This is a genomic window from Geitlerinema sp. PCC 7407 (assembly GCF_000317045.1).
Taxonomy (GTDB): domain Bacteria; phylum Cyanobacteriota; class Cyanobacteriia; order PCC-7407; family PCC-7407; genus PCC-7407.
This window is the reverse complement of the sequence record NC_019703.1, coordinates 422,501-440,852: the sequence shown is the minus strand read 5'-3', so window position 1 is coordinate 440,852 and position 18,352 is coordinate 422,501. Positions and strand designations below refer to the sequence as shown.

Annotated in this window: 11 protein-coding genes, 2 rRNA genes and 1 pseudogene (1 of these 14 only partly in view); 8 read left to right on the top strand and 6 right to left on the bottom strand. The window is 58.5% G+C overall.

Annotation, left to right across the window (positions count from 1 at the left end):
- Positions 1–53 precede the first annotated feature (53 nt).
- Both hemW and GEI7407_RS01905 read left to right on the top strand, forming a co-directional pair.
- Positions 54–1,268 carry a radical SAM family heme chaperone HemW gene (hemW, locus tag GEI7407_RS01910; protein ID WP_015170434.1) on the top strand — a complete coding sequence of 405 codons (1,215 nt, stop codon included), beginning with the start codon at positions 54–56 and terminating at the stop codon, positions 1,266–1,268.
- Between the two features lie 26 nt (positions 1,269–1,294).
- Positions 1,295–2,029 (top strand): rhomboid family intramembrane serine protease, encoded by a 735-nt coding sequence (locus GEI7407_RS01905; protein WP_015170433.1) that lies wholly within the window; start codon positions 1,295–1,297, stop codon positions 2,027–2,029.
- Here GEI7407_RS01905 and GEI7407_RS01900 read toward each other — a convergent pair.
- A complete protein-coding gene (locus GEI7407_RS01900; protein ID WP_015170432.1) occupies positions 2,016–3,086 on the bottom strand; it encodes a hypothetical protein in 1,071 nt (356 codons plus the stop codon). The two genes, GEI7407_RS01905 and GEI7407_RS01900, sit on opposite strands and share 14 nt — an antisense overlap.
- 292 nt (positions 3,087–3,378) lie before the next feature.
- Here GEI7407_RS01900 and GEI7407_RS01895 point away from each other — a divergent pair, with 292 nt between their 5' ends.
- The 3 genes from GEI7407_RS01895 to GEI7407_RS01885 all read left to right on the top strand — a co-directional run bounded on the left by GEI7407_RS01895 (position 3,379) and on the right by GEI7407_RS01885 (position 9,521).
- A complete protein-coding gene (locus GEI7407_RS01895) occupies positions 3,379–5,985 on the top strand; it encodes a trans-splicing intein-formed DNA polymerase III subunit alpha N-terminal partner DnaE-N (protein WP_015170431.1) in 2,607 nt (868 codons plus the stop codon).
- Between the two features lie 75 nt (positions 5,986–6,060).
- Complete coding sequence (locus GEI7407_RS01890) at positions 6,061–8,112, top strand: hypothetical protein (protein WP_015170430.1); 2,052 nt, start codon at positions 6,061–6,063, stop codon at positions 8,110–8,112.
- A gap of 65 nt (positions 8,113–8,177) precedes the next feature.
- Positions 8,178–9,521, top strand: a complete 1,344-nt coding sequence (locus GEI7407_RS01885; RefSeq protein WP_015170429.1) for an OB-fold nucleic acid binding domain-containing protein — start codon at positions 8,178–8,180, stop codon at positions 9,519–9,521.
- On the opposite strand, the gene GEI7407_RS01880 is transcribed toward GEI7407_RS01885, so the two are convergent.
- From GEI7407_RS01880 to GEI7407_RS01870, 3 genes are all read right to left on the bottom strand, one after another.
- Positions 9,518–11,467, bottom strand: a complete 1,950-nt coding sequence (locus GEI7407_RS01880; RefSeq protein WP_015170428.1) for a serine/threonine-protein kinase — start codon at positions 11,465–11,467, stop codon at positions 9,518–9,520. The two genes, GEI7407_RS01885 and GEI7407_RS01880, sit on opposite strands and share 4 nt — an antisense overlap.
- 195 nt (positions 11,468–11,662) lie before the next feature.
- Positions 11,663–11,959: a DUF3593 domain-containing protein gene (locus tag GEI7407_RS01875; RefSeq protein ID WP_015170427.1), complete on the bottom strand. Its 297-nt coding sequence runs from the start codon at positions 11,957–11,959 to the stop codon at positions 11,663–11,665.
- 22 nt (positions 11,960–11,981) lie between these two features.
- Entirely contained in the window at positions 11,982–12,287 is a 306-nt protein-coding gene (locus GEI7407_RS01870; RefSeq protein ID WP_015170426.1) for a DUF2499 domain-containing protein, read from the bottom strand.
- 204 nt (positions 12,288–12,491) lie between these two features.
- Here GEI7407_RS01870 and csaB point away from each other — a divergent pair, with 204 nt between their 5' ends.
- The 3 genes and pseudogenes from csaB to GEI7407_RS19835 form a co-directional block, all read left to right on the top strand.
- A complete protein-coding gene (gene csaB / locus GEI7407_RS01865; RefSeq protein ID WP_015170425.1) occupies positions 12,492–13,532 on the top strand; it encodes a polysaccharide pyruvyl transferase CsaB in 1,041 nt (346 codons plus the stop codon).
- A 367-nt stretch (positions 13,533–13,899) separates the two neighbouring features.
- Positions 13,900–15,264: a hypothetical protein gene (locus GEI7407_RS20880; protein WP_015170424.1), complete on the top strand. Its 1,365-nt coding sequence runs from the start codon at positions 13,900–13,902 to the stop codon at positions 15,262–15,264.
- Positions 15,265–15,333: 69 nt separating this feature from the next.
- Positions 15,334–15,477: pseudogene (locus tag GEI7407_RS19835) on the top strand (phosphoribosylformylglycinamidine synthase I); the annotation flags it as partial.
- 158 nt (positions 15,478–15,635) lie between these two features.
- On the opposite strand, the gene rrf reads toward GEI7407_RS19835, so the two are convergent.
- Positions 15,636–15,752: ribosomal RNA gene (rrf, locus tag GEI7407_RS01855) — 5S ribosomal RNA — on the bottom strand.
- 95 nt (positions 15,753–15,847) lie between these two features.
- Positions 15,848–18,352 (bottom strand): 23S ribosomal RNA (locus tag GEI7407_RS01850); it runs 380 nt beyond the window's last position.

Here is an 18,352-nt window from a genome sequence, read left to right as displayed (position 1 = left end):
CGTCTCAGGGCTGCACCGTGCCGGTTTCACAGGCTCTTCGGGAAATTACCATCATGGCGGAAACTGCCTTGCCAGCGGCGGCCTATGTTCACATTCCGTTTTGCCGTCGGCGCTGCTACTACTGCGATTTTCCAGTGTCGGTGGTGGGCGATCGCCGACGGGGCGAGACGTCGAGGGCGATCGCGGCCTACGTGGAGCAGCTCCAGCGCGAGATTCGGGCCACGCCAGCCTCGGGGCGATCGCTACAGACGGTTTTCTTCGGGGGCGGCACGCCGTCTTTGCTCTCAGTGGAGCAGCTCAGCCAGATTTTAGCGACCCTCGATCAGCACTTTGGCCTCGCAGCGGCCGCCGAAATCTCCATCGAAATGGACCCAGGCACCTTCGAGGCGCACCATGTGGCGGGCTATTGCCGCGCGGGCGTCAGCCGGATCAGCCTGGGGGTGCAGGCTTTCCAGCCGACACTGCTCCAGGCGGCGGGCCGCACTCACACCGTCGAGGATATTTATCGAGCCGTGGACCTGGTGCGCGGGGCGGAGGTGCGCAACCTGAGCCTGGATCTAATTTCGGGGTTGCCCCATCAGCAGCTGAGCGACTGGCAGGCATCCCTGGAGAAGGCGATCGCCCTGGGGCCTGAGCACCTCTCGTGCTACGACCTGATCGTCGAGCCGATGACGCCCTTCGGCAAGCGCTACGAACCGGGCGATCGCCCGCTGCCCTCGGACGAAATGACGGCCCAGATGTATCGCCTAGCCGATCAGGTGTTGAAGGCGGCGGGGTACGAGCACTACGAGGTTTCGAACTATGCGCGTCCGGGCTACCAGTGCCGCCACAACCGCGTCTATTGGGAAAATCAGCCGTTCTACGGCTTCGGAATGGGCGCCGCGAGCTGCCTGGACGGCCAGCGGTTCACGCGGCCCCGGACGCGCAGCGAGTATTTTGCCTGGATCGATCGCTACGAAGCCGACCCTCAGGGGGCGATCGCCGATCCGGAGAACCCGGCCCCCAGCGAGACAGACCGCCTCCTCGACACCCTAATGCTGGGGCTGCGGCTGGCCGAGGGCGTGGATGCAGGGGCGATCGCCCAGCGCTTCGGTCCGGCGGTGTTGACGTCCATTCACCAAACCCTCGCGCCCTACGAACAGGAGGGCTGGGTTGCCTGGGACAGCGCCCCGTCGCCCACTTCGGGCGATCGCCTGCGGCTGACCCAGCCCGACGGCTTTCTGTTTTCCAATACTGTTTTGGCCGCTCTGTTTCGCGACCTGGGCTAGAGTGAAGCCGTGAAGCAACAACGACCATGATTCCCCTGCGCGACAATTTGCCCCATCGCCGCACGCCCTGGATGACCTGGGCCTTGGCGGGGGTCGCGATCGCCTTTTTTGGCCACGAACTGCGCCTCGAAGTGACTGGCCAGCTGCGCCCCTTCCTCGAGACCTGGGGCCTACAGCCCGCACCGATTCAGGGAATCTGGGCCGATCTGGGGCGATCGCCCAATCCTGCCATAGGCGTAGCGCTGGTTTTTAGCCTCTTGCAGGGCGTGACCACGCTGTTTTTACACGCCAGTTTTAGCCAATTATTGGGAAATCTGCTGTTTTTGATGGTTTTTGGTCCCAGTGTGGAGGAGCAGCTTGGTCCGGGGCGCTTTTTGGGCCTGTACCTCCTGGGGGGCTGGGTGACGAGCTTGGGCCAAGTGGCATTTAATCAGTCCCCAGACAGTCTCTTTATTGGCGCAAATGGGGCGATCGCCGCGATTTTGGGCATCTATGGCGTCTGGTTTGCATCAGCCCGCATTGATGCATTGCTGCCGCTGATTGTGGCTTTTATTCCGGTGCAGCTACCGGCCTGGTTCTTTGGCCTGTGGTGGTTTGTCCAGCAGATTTTTTATGGTCTGGGGCGCTTGGGTGACCTGGGCAACACCAACCCCGTTGACACGGCCTACTGGATGCAGGTTCTCGGGCTGGGCGTGGGCGTGATTTGGGGAATTCTGGGGCGATCGCCCGCGGTCGCTGCCCCGCCTCCTAGCGAATCTTGAGGTTGCGGCTCAGATTGTCGTAGCCCACGATGGCGCCATTTTTGAACTGGATGCTGCTGTTGTTGTAGTAGACCGTTTCCTGGCACAGCGCATCGTTTTGCAGCACCTGGGTCGGCGTGCCCTGCACCCGCAAAATCTCCTCTCGGGGAGAATCCAGCGTCCAAAAATCGGGGACGGGCCGCCCCGCCACGGGTACCGCCACCACGACCTTCAGGTTTTGGTCAAAGTTGCGGTAGCTGGTCACCACGCCGTGCTGGAGCTCCACCAAGCTGTTGTCGTAGTAGAGCAGCTCGCTGCGTAGGGCGTCATCCTGGACCAGCTGGGTGGGCGTGCCCTGCACTTTGAGCACTTCCTCCCGGCTGGAGCCGAGGGTCCAAAAATCTCCGGAACTCTGGTATTTGGGCGGATGACCGCCATCGGCGACGAGCAAATTATTATCCAGATCGTCGTAGCCAGTGATGTAGCCGTTGCGGAGATCGACTTTGCTGCTCTTGTAATAAAAAACTTCTTTGCACAGGGAGTCGTAGCGAACAATGCGCGTGGGCGTCCCCTGGATGCGCAGCAGGGTGTCCCGCGTCGTCCCGAGGGTCCACAGCTGGGTCGTGGGTTCGGTGGCGAGGGGCTGGTCGGCGGCTTTGCGGCGGGCGTAGTTGCGGTTGCGCTGGTACTCCTGCACCTTGGCCTGGGCGAGGGCGTACTGCGGGTGGCGGGTCGGCACCTCGTCCATGAGGTCCCCGGCATCTTGCCACCACACCGCCACGGTTTCCCACTCCTCGCGGGAGCGGGCCGCCTGGGTAAGCTGGGCCGCGCTCATGGCCTTGTTCACGGCCAGCCGAAAGTCCTCGGACGCGGGCGATCGCGGATCGGCGGCGCGCCAGAACCCCAGCCCTCCCACGGCGATCGCCGTCGCGGCGGCCACTCCCGCGAGGGCCAGCCCAACCCCCAGCGGCCTCTGCCAGCTCTGCTTACGCCGAATCCGCAGGCCCTCTTCGGTCAGGTAAATGGAGATCTCGGCATTCTCAAAGGCGGGCGGAGTTTTCCCTTTTCTCCAGTTCATCTTGACCTCGAAGTGTGGGGGCAGTGGAGCGACGTGAACTGATATTGCCTGATCGTATCGTTAAGGGATTTTGCGGATTTATCAAGGCAAGATTTGGGCTCTTTTCTATTCTCGCGGATGGCAGGCGGGCATCAGGATGCCAAAGTGGCTGATTTTCTCCGAAAAATTACGGACTTTGGGGGCGATCGCCCACCGACCGCCGGACCCCAGGTTCGCGCTCCGAGACGCCCTAGATAGGACCCAACCGAATCCGCTAGGCTAAAGTCATCTTTCGATGATGGGCTCCCCTGCCATGTCCTTTGTTGGCCTGCACATCCACAGTGACTACAGCCTGCTAGACGGCGCCAGTCAGCTGCCTGACCTGATCGATCGCGCGATCGACCTCGGGATGCCGGCGATCGCCCTCACCGACCACGGCGTCATGTACGGCGCAGTCGAGCTGCTGAAGGTCACCAAGGGCAAGAACATTCGGCCCATCATCGGCAATGAGATGTACGTCATCAACGGCGACATCGAGAAGCAGGAGCGGCGGCCCCGCTACCACCAAGTTGTCCTAGCCAAAAACAAGCAGGGCTACAAAAACCTGGTGAAGCTGACCACCGTTTCCCACCTCAAAGGCGTCCAGGGTAAGGGCATTTTTTCGCGCCCCTGCGTCAACAAAGATCTCTTGGCCCAGTACCACGAGGGGCTGATCGTCACCAGCGCCTGTCTCGGCGGCGAAATTCCCCAGGCCATCATGCAGGGCCGCCCCGACGTGGCCCGCCGCGTCGCTCAGTGGTACAAAGACCTATTCGGCGATGACTACTATCTCGAAATTCAGGACCACGGTCTGCAAGAGGAGCGGATCGTCAATCCCGAAATCGTCCGAATTTCTCAAGAACTCGACATCAAGATCGTCGTTACCAACGATTCTCACTTCATCTCGTGCTACGACGTCGAGGCCCACGACGCCTTGCTGTGCATCCAGACAGGCAAGCTGATCAGCGAAGACAAGCGCCTGCGCTACACCGGCACCGAATATCTCAAGTCGGCGGACGAGATGCGCTGCCTGTTTCGCGATCACCTGCCCCAGGACATCGTGGACGCGGCGATCGCCAACACCCTCGAAGTCGCCAGCAAAATCGAAGACTACAACATCCTGGGCGAACCTCGGATTCCCGACTATCCGGTTCCTCCCGGCCACACCACCGCCACCTACCTCGAAGAAGTCACCCGCCAAGGCCTCGTCCAGCGGCGAGGCTGCCCCAGCTACAGCGACGTCGAGCCCGAATACCGCGATCGCCTAGAGTACGAGCTCCAGATGATGCACCAGATGGGCTTTTCCGGCTACTTTTTGGTCGTCTGGGACTACATCAAATTCGCCCGCGACCACAGCATCCCCGTCGGTCCCGGTCGCGGCAGCGCCGCCGGATCCCTCGTCGCCTACGCCCTCGGCATCACCAACATCGACCCCGTACACCACGGTCTCCTCTTCGAGCGCTTCCTTAATCCAGAACGGAAGTCGATGCCCGATATTGACACCGACTTCTGCATCGAGCGGCGCGAAGAAGTCATCGACTACGTCACCCGCAAGTACGGCGAAGACCGCGTCGCCCAGATCATCACCTTCAACCGCATGACCTCCAAGGCCGTGCTCAAGGACGTCGCGCGGGTGCTGGACATCCCCTACGGCGAATCCGATCGCATGGCCAAGCTGATCCCCGTGGCCCGAGGCAAGCCCGCCAAGCTGAAGGTCATGATCTCCGAGGACACGCCCGCCCCGGACTTTCGCGACAGATACCAAAAAGACGAAACCGTCCCCAACACCACCGTCACCTACCGCCGCTGGATCGACATGGCCATGCGGATCGAGGGCACCAACAAAACCTTTGGGGTGCACGCGGCCGGAGTCGTGATCTCCGCCGATCCCCTCGACGAAATCGTGCCTCTCCAGCGCAACAACGACGGCTCCGTCATCACCCAGTACTTCATGGAGGACATCGAAGCGATGGGCCTCCTAAAGATGGACTTCCTGGGGCTCAAGAACCTGACGATGATCCAAAAGACCGTCGAGCTGATCAAGGAAACCAAACAGCGGACGATCGACCCCGATGATCTGCCCATGGACGACCCCGCGACCTACAAGCTGTTTGCCGACGGGAAACTCGAGGGCGTCTTCCAGGTGGAGTCCACCGGCATGCGCCAGATCGTCCGCGACCTCAAGCCGTCGAACCTAGAAGATATTTCGTCGATTTTGGCCCTTTACCGACCGGGTCCTCTGGACGCGGGCCTGATTCCCAAGTTCATCAACCGCAAGCACGGGCGCGAGCAGATCGACTACCAAGACCCGATTTTGGAGCCGATTCTCAACGAGACCTACGGCATCATGGTCTACCAAGAGCAGATCATGAAGATCGCCCAGGAAATGGCGGGCTATTCCCTGGGTCAGGCGGACCTGCTGCGCCGCGCCATGGGCAAAAAGAAAGTCTCCGAGATGCAGAAGCACCGCCAAATGTTTGTGGACGGGGCGACCAAGAACGGCGTGAAGTCCAAGGTGGCGGAGGAGCTGTTTGATCAGATGGTGCTGTTTGCGGAGTACTGTCTGAGCTACGAGACGCCGGTGATGACGGTGGAGTACGGACCGCTGCCCATCGGGCGGATTGTCGAGGAGCAGCTCGACTGTACGGTCTACAGCGTGGATGAGCAGGGCCATGTCTACACTCAGCCGGTGGCTCAGTGGCATCATCGCGGGCTGCAAGAAGTGGTTGAGTATGAGCTGGAGGATGGCCGGAGGCTGCGGGCAACGGCGGATCACCGCTTCATGACAGAGACGGGAGAAATGCTTCCTTTGGCGGAAATCTTTGAGCGGGGACTGGAGCTACGACAGGTGGCGCTGCGGGTACCAGCGATCGCGCTCTAGCTCGTTCCTGCCCGAGCGCTTGCCTGGGGGATCTGCCGCGTTCTTGCCAACCGTTGGTCAGGAGACAACAAGCCGATGACAAGCCTACCGATTCGCCGCATGGTCCTCTACAAGCATGGCGTGGGGTTCTTTGAGCGGTTTGGTCGCCTGGTGGACAGCGATCGCGCGGAGCTGACCTTCAAGCCCGACGAGATGAACGATGTCCTCAAGAGTCTGGCCGCCTTTCCCCAGGGCAGCGCCCAGGTGGTGACGATATCCTACGAAAACCTGGAGGAAAAAGACGCCGCGATCGCCAATGCCGCGATTCAGTTGAGGGACTCCAGCACCCTGCTGGACCTGCTCAAGGCCCTGCGAGGACGCGCCGTGCGCCTGCACCTCGTGGATCACAACGACTCGACCTCCGAGATTCAGGGAGTGCGCACCACGGGTGGCGAATTTGCGCTCACCGGCACCCTCATCGGCATTGATGCGCCGGAGGTAAACCCCTCCGCTCTGGATGAAACCCTTGTTTCTTTGGTCACCAGTGGCCTCGATGCCGAAAGCTGTCCCGCCCTGCGGACCTACTGCCTCCGGCAAGTGCGGGGCGTCGATATTCTCGATCCCCAGAGCGGCAATGACCTGCGCTATGTGCTGGAGCTGAGCCGCACGAGCTCGGACAAGCGCTGCGTCACCCTGCTGCTGAGCGAGGCCAACCAGGAGCTCCTGGTCAACTACGTCGCCCCAACCCCGACTTGGCGGGTCAGCTATCGCTTGGTCTACGTCCCGGACACGGGCGATCGCGCCGACAGCGCAGAAACCGGTCAGCTACACCTCCAGGGCTGGGGAATTGTCAATAACCAGCTCGACGAGGATCTCGAGAACGTAGAGCTGACCCTGGTGGCGGGCCAGCCCATCAGCTTTGTGTATGACCTGTACACGCCCCGGTTCATCAAGCGGCCCAAAGTAGGCGAAGAAGAGCGGACCCTCCCCGGTCCTGTGCTATTGGACGAAGCGTTGCCAGAGGCAGACTATGATCTCCTGATGATGAGCCCCGATCTGGAGGGATTCGGCGGCTCCCACCTGCTTGCGGAGCCGCAGCCGACAGCAGCGAGGAAATCTATTCAGCGAAATCTCGCGGACACAGCCCAAGTCCAGACCACCGGTGTGGCCAAAGGGGAGTTGTTTGAGTATCGCGTCCAGGCCCCGGTCACCATCAAGCGCGGGCAAAGCGCCATGGTGCCGATCCTAAATGCGGCGATCGCCGGACGGCGGGAGCACATCTACAACGGCGAAAAAATGGCCGATCACCCAGTTGTCACCCTCAGCGCCCACAACCGCAGCGGCCTGACCCTCGAGCGGGGACCAGTGACCGTCCTCGAAGGCGACAACTACGTCGGTGAAGCGGTGATTACCTTTACGCCGGCGGAGGGTGAATTTTTTGTGCCCTACGCAGTGGATCTAGGCGTCAAGATCACCGAGACACCCAATCACTACGAGGAGACGGCGGCCATTCGCCTCGATCGCCAGTACGTCATCCATGACTGGTACGCCATCCGGGCCACAACCTACAAGATCGAAAATCGCAATCCTGAGCCCATCACGCTGATGATCGAGCAGCGGATTTTGCCAGATTACGAGCTATTTGATACCCCTGAGCCCTTTGCGCGCACCGCAGAGTTTCAGCGCTGGCGGCTCCGGGTGGCGCCTCGGAGCTCCCAGTCCTTTCAGGTGTGTGCGCGCACCCTCGTTTCTCGACAAGAGGCGGTTGGGGATTTGAGTCATCAAATTTTGCAGCGCTATCTGCGGGAGCGATTTATCGATCAGGTGCTGTTTGAGCAGCTTCGAGGCATCGTAGGCCTCTACGAAACCCAGCAAGATCTGCGGCGCCAAATCGATCAGCAGACGCAAAAGCGCGATCGCCTTTTGAAAGAGCAGCAGCAGATCACCCAGAAGCTGCAAAACCTGGGCCGAGAGGGCGACGAGGGAGAGCTGCGATCGCGCTTTGTCGCCAAGATGCAGACCATCGAGGACGAGAGCGAGCGCCTGGCAGCGGCGATCGCCAACCTCGAAACCCAGCAGCAGCAAACCCAGGCGAATATCCAGGCCCAGCTCCGGGCTATGGGAGAATCTTCGTCGCCCAGTCCCTAATATTCGCGAGACAATAGCACCAGGTGCCCCAAGGTTGGCACCCCAAGGTTGGCAGAGGGAAGGTCATGGTGAAAATCGTTAGCCGGCGATCGCTGGGTATGCAGTTGGTCTACGACATCGGCGTGGCAGCCGACCACAATTTTGTGCTGGCCGATGGCCTGATTGCGGCCAACTGCTTCAACAAGTCCCACTCCACGGCCTACGGGTACGTCACCTTTCAGACAGCTTTCTTGAAGGCCAACTATCCCGTGGAGTACATGGCCGCGCTGCTCACGGCCAATAGCGGCGACCAAGACAAGGTGCAGAAGTACATCAGCACCTGCGTCAGCATGGCCATCGAAGTGGAGCCACCCGACATTAACCGCTCTGGGGTGGACTTCACGCCGGTGGGCGATCGCATCTTGTTTGGTCTGTCCGCCGTGCGCAACGTCGGCTTGGGGGCGATCGAGTGTCTGCTGGCCGCTCGGGAAGACGGCGGCCCTTTTAAGTCGCTGGCGGATCTGTGCGATCGCATTGATGCCCGCGTGGTCAACCGGCGAGCCCTCGAAGCTCTGATTCACTGCGGCGCCCTCGATCCCCTTGAGCCCAAGCAAAATCGCCGTCAGCTCGCCGAAGACCTGCCCCTCGTTTTGGACTGGGCCCAGAGCCGCGCCAAGGATCGCGCCAGCGGCCAAGGCAACCTGCTCGACCTTCTGGGCGGCGGTGCCGCCGAAGAAACCGCCTCTTTTGAGAGCGCCCCCAAAGCGCCGACCACCGACGACTACGCCCCCCAAGAGCGCCTGCGCCTCGAAAAAGAGCTTTTGGGCTTCTACGTGTCCGATCACCCGCTCAAGTCGGTCCAGCGATCGGTCAAAGTCTTGGCCCCCGTCAACCTCAGCGATCTGGATGACTACGTCGATCGGGGCCTAGTGAGCGCGATCGCCATGCTCGCCGAGGTGAAGCCCGTCATCACGAAAAAGGGAGACCCCATGGCCATCGTGCAGCTCGAAGATCTCTCGGGCCAAACCGAAGCCGTCGTCTTCCCCAAATCCTACGCCCGCATTGGTCAGCACATTTTGGCAGACGCACGCCTGATGGTCTGGGGCAAAGTCGATCGGCGCGACGACCGAACCCAGTTCATCATCGAGGACGCCGAACCCATTGAGGACGTGAAGATGGTGATGGTCGAAATCGACCCTAAAACCGCCGCCGACATCCAGCAGCAGCACCGCCTGCGAGAGGTCTTGCAGGGCCAGCAGCCAGCCGAAGAGCACGGCAAAATCCCCGTGGTGGCCGTCATCACTGACCAGTACCGCCGTCAACTCGTGCGCCTAGGCCCCCAGTTCCGCGTCACCGACTCTGAGGCAACGGTGCAGGCCCTCGTCAACGCCGGATTCCAGGCGCGATCGTCTTCCCTCGTGCCCGCCTAGCCAAAGGTCAGGCGCCAAATCTTGATGGTTTTGTCCCAGCTGCCGGTGGCGAGGAGCTGACCATCGGCGCTGAAGGCAAGGGCATTGACCGCGCCAGAGTGGCCGCTGAGAGTGCCCAGCAGCGTGTTGTTGTCCAAGCGCCAGAGCTTGACGGTCTCATCGCTGCTGGCTGTAGCCAGCACGTGGCCATCGGGGGTAAAGGCGATCGCATTGATGTCCCGCAGGTGGGCCGACAGCGTATGCAGAGGCTTCCCTGAGGGCAGCTCCCACAGGCGCACCGTCCGATCTTTGCTGCCGCTGGCCAAGACCTGCCCATTGGGGCTAATTGCGACCGCATTCACCGAGTTGTAGTGCCCGGTCAACACCGTCAGCAGTTTGCTGGTTTGCAGGTCCCAGAGGCTGATTTTGTTGTCAAGTCCGGCGCTGGCGACCAAGCGGCCGCTGGGGCTCAGGGCGATCGCCTTGATCATGCTCTGGCCTCCCACCAGGGTTTTGACCAGATCTCCCGTCGGCAAGCGCCACAGCTTGAGCGATCGATCTTCACTCCCGCTCACTAGCCACTTCGAATCGGCACTGATGGCCAGAGCATTGACGTCGCGCATGTGCCCCGTCAGCGTTCCCAGCAGATTGCCCGTCAGCAGATCCCAGCACTTGATCGTGTCGTCGTCGCTGCCGCTGAGCAAAAACTGATTGTCCGGACTGATCACCAGCGCATTAATGGGTTTGGTGTGGCTCGTCAGCATCTGCAATTGCTTGCCCGTGCGCAGACTCCAGAGCCGCAGCGTATCGTCTAGGCCGCCGCTGGCCAGCACCTGGCTATCGGGGCTAATGGCCAGAGCCGTAATCCATGAAGCATGGCCCAAGAGCGTCCCAACGCAGCTCCAGGTCAGAGCTGGCTTGGTGGTGCGGCGGCTCGGCGGCCCGGAAGGCGGCTGGCTGATGGGCGCCGATGCGGGCGATCGCCGGGGCGTCGCCAAGATCGCCGGTGAGGGGGCGGGGGCCGGGCGGGGCGGCGGACTGGGCACCGCCGTCACCGGAGCAACCGGCTTTTTGAGATCTTGAAGCACCTCAGCCGCCGACTGATAGCGATTGCTCACCAGGTCCTGGGTCAGCTTCGTGAGCACCCGGTCCAGGCGATCGCTCACCCCAACGCCGCGCTCCGCCAAGCGCTCCTTCCAAATCCAGCCCCGCATTGGGTCGTAGAGTTCATCTGGCTTGATGCCCGTCAGCAAATGCAAACAGGTGACGCCCAAGCTGTAGAGATCGCTGGCCGGAAAAGCCTTGCCGCTGCGCAGCTGCTCGATGGGCGAATAGCCTTCTGTGCCCAGCTTGGTGCCCGTTTGCGCCGAATCCGTCACCGACAGCTGCTTGGCCAGCCCAAAGTCAATCAGCACCAGGCGGCGATCGATGCGGCGGCGAATCACATTCGTCGGCTTGATATCCCGGTGCACCACCTGCTGAGAGTGCACAAACTCCAGCACCGGCAGCAGATCCAGCAGCAACGCCTCGATCTGCTCTTCTCCAAAGGGTCCCCGCTGTTGCAGCTCTCGCAGCAGCGTCGGTCCCTCGACAAACTGCTGCACCAAGTACAGCTGGCTTCCCTGCTCAAAGTAGGCCAGCAGCGCTGGAATCTGGGGATGCTCTCCCAAATCGTGAAGCCGTACCGCTTCTTGGTTAAACAGCTGAATGGCTTTGTCCAGGTTGGCTTGACGGTGAGAGCCGGTCCCCTTGACCTGAGGCAAAAACTGCTTGAGCACGCAGCGAGCCTTCAGGCGGTCCTCATCGACCATCAGGTAAGTTCGACCAAATCCCCCATGACCAATCGGCTGCAAAACCCGGTAGCGGCCTCGCAGCAGCGTTTCCATGGGGGTTCCACAGGACTGGCAATGGGTTGCATCCTCACGGTTGAGGGGATTTTGACACTCTGGATTCAGGCAACAGCTCATGGGCTTTACGGAGGAAGAGTGCACACCTGGGACACTCGCACCGCCAGCCGTGAAGTCTTACGGAGAGCAAGACAGAAATTTCTTAGCAGACAAAGCCAGAAACTGCTCGGTCTCCGTCTAGGTCAACGCGTTTTTGGGCGAGCATTGGCATGGATGAGCTAGACAGGGGATTCAGGCACCAAGGGATAAGCCTGGTTAGGAGGTCGGGGAGTTACGCTGGCTGACGATCGCTTGGCGAAATCCCAAGACAATCAAGATATTGGCCAAGGTCAGAAAAAATTCGGCTCCGCCGTGGAGAAGATCGACGTTGGCGAGGGCTTTTCCGTAGACCACCTTTGCATAGATGCCAGCCGGGATCGTGATGGCCACGAATACCAACGTGCCGTAGAACCCCAGAAGCGCCAAGCGCGGTGTCTGGCGCGATCGCGTCAAAAACCACAAAAATCCCAGATAAGGGAATAAAGACAGCGCAAACAGAGTATCTTTCGACATTACGACTTCCAGCAGGCTGTTTTCAGATTGTCTCACCTTTGCGCGATCGCCAAATCCACCAAGCTGCTGCCATCAGCGTGCAGTTGCCCAGGACCGTCATGCTGGCCTGGAGCGTGACCAGCCATTCTAGGGTGGGCGGGTTGTCAAAGAAGTGCCAAGTGCAGGCGCACATGGCGCTGACGAGGGCAGGCAGCATAGCAAAAGACAGCGATCGCCAAGCCCGATTTCCGCTCACATCTCCATAAGTCCAAATGAGCCAGATCGCCGCTGCCCACTCCAGCACACTCGACACGTGAATGATCCAGGTGGGAATGGAAAGAGCGTTCATGCGCGGGCCTATATCTGCAACCGTTTTAATGCTACCGCCTCTTTCCTGCCGATACGGTAACTCTGTCACCTTTTGTTGTGCCCCAAGGCGCTTTGTTCCCAAGCCTCTTTGTTACAGTAGAAGTCGTCCCACGGAGCGATCGCCTACGCGGCGCAGCTCTCGGACCTTTTGTGCGCTTTGATTTCACCCTGGACAACCTCACACATGCGGGCAGTACTCTGCGGCTACTACGGCAAAGGCAATGGCGGTGACGAAGCGCTGCTCGCTTCCCTTTTGCAGATGCTGCCGGCATCAGTCACGCCCCTTGTCCTCTCCGGCAACCCCGCCGAGACCCAGAGCCGCTACGGCGTTGCAGCTTGCGATCGCATGTCTCCTCAAGCGGTCCTGCGAGCTCTGCACCAGTCCGATCTCTTCATCTGGGGCGGCGGCAGCCTGATCCAAGACGCCACCAGCCTTGTCAGCCCGCTCTACTATGCTGGCCTCATGGGGCTCGCTCAGGCCATGGGACTGCGCACCATCGCCTGGGCCCAGGGCATCGGCCCTCTCAAGCATCCCTTGACCCGGTGGGTCGCCCGCCAAGCATTTCGATCTTGCGCTGCCGTTAGCGTACGCGACAGCGGCTCCGCAGACCTCGTCACCCATTGGCACCTGCCCTTTTTGCAGGCCCCCGATCCGGTCTGGGCTTTACAGGCGATTCCGAGTCCTGATCTCGAGCTTTTGCCAGCGCCTCGCATTGCTGTCAGTCTGCGCCCCCATCCACTGCTCACGCCTAATTTGATTGAGGCGATCGCCCAAGCCTTGGGCCATTTGCAAGCCGACACAGGCGCTTCGATCCTGCTAATTCCTTTTCAGCCTGTCCAGGACCGGGCGATCGCCGAAGCCATCCAGCCAGCCCTCTCCGGCCCCAGTCAGATTTTAGAAATTTCCCATCCCCAGCAGCTCAAAGGCATCTTTCAAAGCGTCGACATGGCCATTTCCATGCGCTACCACGGCCTCATCATGGCTGCCGCCGAAGGGTGCCGCTGCTGGGCCATTAGCTACGACCCCAAAGTAGACGCCCTCATGAGCGAACTGAATTTGCCAGGCTGGCATCTACGCGCCCTTCCCCCCTCCCCCCAAGCCCTTGCCCAGCAGTGGCTCCAGCACTACCAGAGCGGGTCACCTCTCAGCGCATCGCAGCGCCAAAGCCTCACCGCCCAAGCCCTCACCCATCGAGCGCTACTACAAAAAGTCATTGCACCCTGAGAGCATTCAGCACAAGGGGATTAAATTACCTCAATATTTTCAGGCAATCTAACTTTGTGTATTACTGTATTAACTAATTCCAAAGGGTGCGGTTCATCGGCAATAGAACAGGCAAATTTAGTTCATTGTGCTTGCGCTGACAGCAATCTTCAGCATTGCCTGCAAATTCTGAGACAAAGATTTCGAATTTCTCTCAGTTGCAATTAGGTCTGATCCAGGCAGCACAAGGATTAAAACGATCGACTTTAGGGTACCCGCTCTCAATCAAACTCTTCCTTCCTGACAAATTTCGTTCACTTGTACTATTGCCAATTGATCCTAATTCAACTTAGACCTTAAGAAAGTTTTTCGTCTGTGGGTGAACGTGATGAGTGAAGTGAAGCCTCCAGAGAATCAGTCTGACCAATCCACCGATTCAACAGCGGCCAATGATCCTGCCTGGGATGAATCTCAAGCGATGAATACCGATTCTCCGTCAGAGGCGATCGACGATTCCTCGGCTGAGGAGTGGCAAACCGTCGACTTCCCAAATGTCATCAACGTTAGCGAGCTTGAGGCAGCTGCGCCAGCAGGTCCCTCCCAAGAACAAATGGATCAGCTAGCCGCGATCGCCACGGAGTTGCACCAGCAAAATCAGACTCTCCTTGAGCAAAATAGTGACTTGCTGAGTCTTGTCTCCCAGCTTGAAAAAGCTGTGGAAGATTGTCAGGGCGCTCTCCATGCCCAAATTGAGCGATCGCATCTTCAAGAAGAAATCGCCACTCGCCAAAATCAGGAAATCGAGGACACCCGCACGAAAATGGGGCGCTTGCTGCAAGAGCTAGAAGCGTCTCACCAAGCAGCCCAGCGCCAGCAAATTCTGGTCGAGACCCTCAGCACTCAGCTAGAAACATCTCAAGAGAGAATTGCGCAGCTAGAGCGCGAGTGTGCCCTCATCCAAGAGCGTTACAACGAACAAGTGCATCTAGTTATGCACACCGAAGACACTTGCCGTGACCTCCGGTCACGTCTACACCGACAGCAGCGCTACACCTTGCAATACAAAGCAGCGCTTGAGAAGTGTCTCGACGTTCCATCCCCCTCTTACGAGCCCCAGAGCAGCCCTAAACGCCAGCATGCATCTTGGGGAACAGCAAATCCTATCCCAAAAACCCAGCCTGTACAGCCATGGTCTTCAGAGCCTAACTTTCCAGTCGTCAATCAGATTGACTCTTACACTCCAGTCGAGTCAGGAGCTTCTTCAACGTCTGAAGGGATGAGCACAACTCACTCAAGCAAGCAACTTGAGCTAAACAGCTTTGCCGAAGCACCAATACTTTCTCAGGAAATTGCGACTGAAGACTTTAGCCAGCAAGCAATATCACCTCCAGAAATAACTCCATCCGAAGACGATCGGTTCATGGAGCTAGATGCATTCCCTCTCGAAGCTACAACAGATAATCAAGTCATGGACGCCGAAGAAGTCTTGTGGCAAGTCCTAGCAACCCTAGAAAACACAAAATCTGAATCATCAGGCCAAGGAACTACCTCTTCAAGCTCTCACTCCACCTCATCAAAGGAACCCTTAACTTCACAGATTGCTAAGACGCTAATCACTGCACCCTCTAATTCTTCAAAGCAGTTCTCGTCGCCTAACTGGCCAGCACCTATCGTTTATCCACTACGTCCACCCAAGCATCTTCCATCCTTAGCCGCAATCGACCTTCCTTCCTTTCCAAAACCCTCACACTAACATCTAGGCACAATACTTTATTAGCTCTAAGTACCAACCCGCTACTTCGAGTTGGTACTTAGAGTCATTAGCATCGCCGGGATAAGCAATGAGAGAGGGAACGTCGTTGGCATGATGCCCCATCCAGAACGAGCCGCCGATAGCCGCCTCGGCAACACGGACGGCCTCATGCTTTTCCAAGGCATCCTGGAACAGGCCCTGCTCGCCGCCTAGCCCCTGTTGACCGCTCTCACAACCCAGTCTCGCTGGGAGACCTCACTCACTCCTCCTCACAGTCTCCCAGACCTTCTCTACCTAAAAGCCATTATTGAAAAAAGGAAGAGGCCCTCCAAAGCACACTCGCTTCAGAAGGCCTCTTCCTCTTATTAATAAGCTGGCATCGAGCTATTTTTGCAGGAGGCTACCCTCCAACTATCTTCGCCGCTACAGCGTTTCACCTCTGAGTTCGGGATGGATCAGTGTGGTTCCACTGCGCTATAGACACCAGCAAACCCTTTGGGCTGCTCTCAACCCTCAAGACTGCATAGCAACTCGCTTCTTCAAGCTCTCTCAATCTGTGTAGCTAAACACATTCACCTACGTTGAGGTCAAGCCCTCGGTCTGTTAGTACGCCTCAGCTTCATACATTACTGCACTTCCACCTGACGCCTATTAACGCGTGTTCTTCGCGTGACCTTACCTGGTTGACCCAGTGAGAGCACTCATCTTGAGGTGGGCTTCCCACTTAGATGCTTTCAGCGGTTATCCGCTCCGCACTTGGCTACCCTGCGTTTACCGTTGGCACGATAACAGGTACACCAGCGGTGCGTTCTTCCCGGTCCTCTCGTACTAAGGAAGAATCCTCTCAATGCTCTTACGCCTGCACCGGATATGGACCGAACTGTCTCACGACGTTCTGAACCCAGCTCACGTACCGCTTTAATGGGCGAACAGCCCAACCCTTGGGACGTACTACCGCCCCAGGTTGCGATGAGCCGACATCGAGGTGCCAAACCTCCCCGTCGATGTGAACTCTTGGGGGAGATCAGCCTGTTATCCCTAGAGTAACTTTTATCCGTTGAGCGACGGCCCTTCCACTCAGCGCCGTCGGATCACTAAGGCCGTGTTTCCACCCTGCTCGAGTTGTAGCTCTCGCAGTCAAGCTCCCTTATGCCTTTACACTCTTCGGCTGATTTCCAACCAGCCTGAGGGAACCTTTGCGCGCCTCCGTTACCTTTTAGGAGGCGACCGCCCCAGTCAAACTGCCCACCTGATACTGTCCCTCGCCCGGATTACGGGTCAAAGTTAGAATTCTAGCTCTGCCAGAGTGGTATCTCACCGGCGGCTCCTCATTCCCCACAAGGAATGTCTCTAAGCCTCCCACCTATCCTGCGCAAGCAGAGCCCGAACCCAATACCAAGCTACAGTAAAGCTTCATAGGGTCTTTCTGTCCGGGTGCAGGTAGTCCGTATCTTCACAGACAATCCTATTTCGCCGAGCCTCTCTCCGAGACAGCTCCCAGATCGTTACGCCTTTCGTGCGGGTCGGAACTTACCCGACAAGGAATTTCGCTACCTTAGGACCGTTATAGTTACGGCCGCCGTTCACCGGGGCTTCAGTCGCTAGCTTCAGGATTGCTCCCTGACCAACTTCCTTAACCTTCCGGCACTGGGCAGGCGTCAGCCCCCATACATCGTCTTACGACTTAGCGGAGACCTGTGTTTTTGGTAAACAGTCGCCTGGGACTCTTCACTGCGACCACCTCTCGGTGGCACCCCTTCTCCCGAAGTTACGGGGCCATTTTGCCGAGTTCCTTAGAGAGAGTTATCTCGCGCCCCTTGGTATTCTCAACCTCCCTACCTGTGTCGGTTTCGGGTACAGGCACTAAATGCTTAACGTGTTTAGGGCTTTTCTTGGAAGCTTGACATCAACCACTTCGAGTCCGTAGACTCTCGTACTCACAACTCAGCTCAGAACGTTTTCGCCGCTCCTCATCGCCTCGTATGCTTGAACCGGTAACCATCATCCGGCTGGTTTAGCCTTCTCCGTCCCCCTTCACAAACATTTAGCGGTACGGGAATGTTGACCCGTTGTCCATCGACTACGCTTCTCAGCCTCGCCTTAGGTCCTGACTAACCCTCCGTGGACGAGCCTTCCGGAGGAACCCTTAGGGTTTCGGGGCATTGGATTCTCACCAATGTTTTCGCTACTCAAGCCGACATTCTCACTTCCGTTTCGTCCACACCTGCTCTCGCTGATGCTTCTAACTACTGCGGAACGCTCCCCTACCGATACATCGATAGATATATCCCACAGCTTCGGTATGCCGCTTAGTCCCGTTCATTTTCGGCGCAGGAGCGCTTGACCAGTGAGCTATTACGCACTCTTTTAAGGATGGCTGCTTCTAGGCAAACCTCCTGGTTGTCTATGCACTCCCACCTCCTTTACCACTTAGCGGCAATTTGGGGACCTTAGCTGGTGGTCTGGGCTGTTTCCCTCTTGACGATGGAGCTTATCCCCCACCGTCTGACTGGCTGAGTGTACACTGGGTATTCAGAGTTTGTCTCGATTTGGTACCGCTCTCGCAGCCCGCACCGAAACAGTGCTTTACCCCCCAGCTATAATCTCAACCGCTATGCCTCAACATATTTCGGGGAGAACCAGCTAGCTCCGGGTTCGATTGGCATTTCACCCCTAACCACACCTCATCCGCCAATTTTTCAACATTGGTCGGTTCGGACCTCCACTTGGTGTTACCCAAGCTTCATCCTGGACATGGTTAGATCACCCGGGTTCGGGTCTACAAACAGTGACTATCGCCCTATTCAGACTCGCTTTCGCTTTGGCTTCGGCATTCTCGCCTTAACCTGCCACTGCCTGTAAGTCGCCGGCTCATTCTTCAACAGGCACACGGTTAGCCGTTTAATCGGCCTCCCATTGCTTGTAAGCTGATGGTTTCATGTTCTATTTCACTCCCCTCCCGGGGTTCTTTTCACCTTTCCCTCGCGGTACTGGTTCACTATCGGTCACACAGGAGTATTTAGCCTTACGAGGTGGTCCTCGCTGATTCACCCGGAATTTCACGTGCTCCAGGCTACTCGGGATTCAG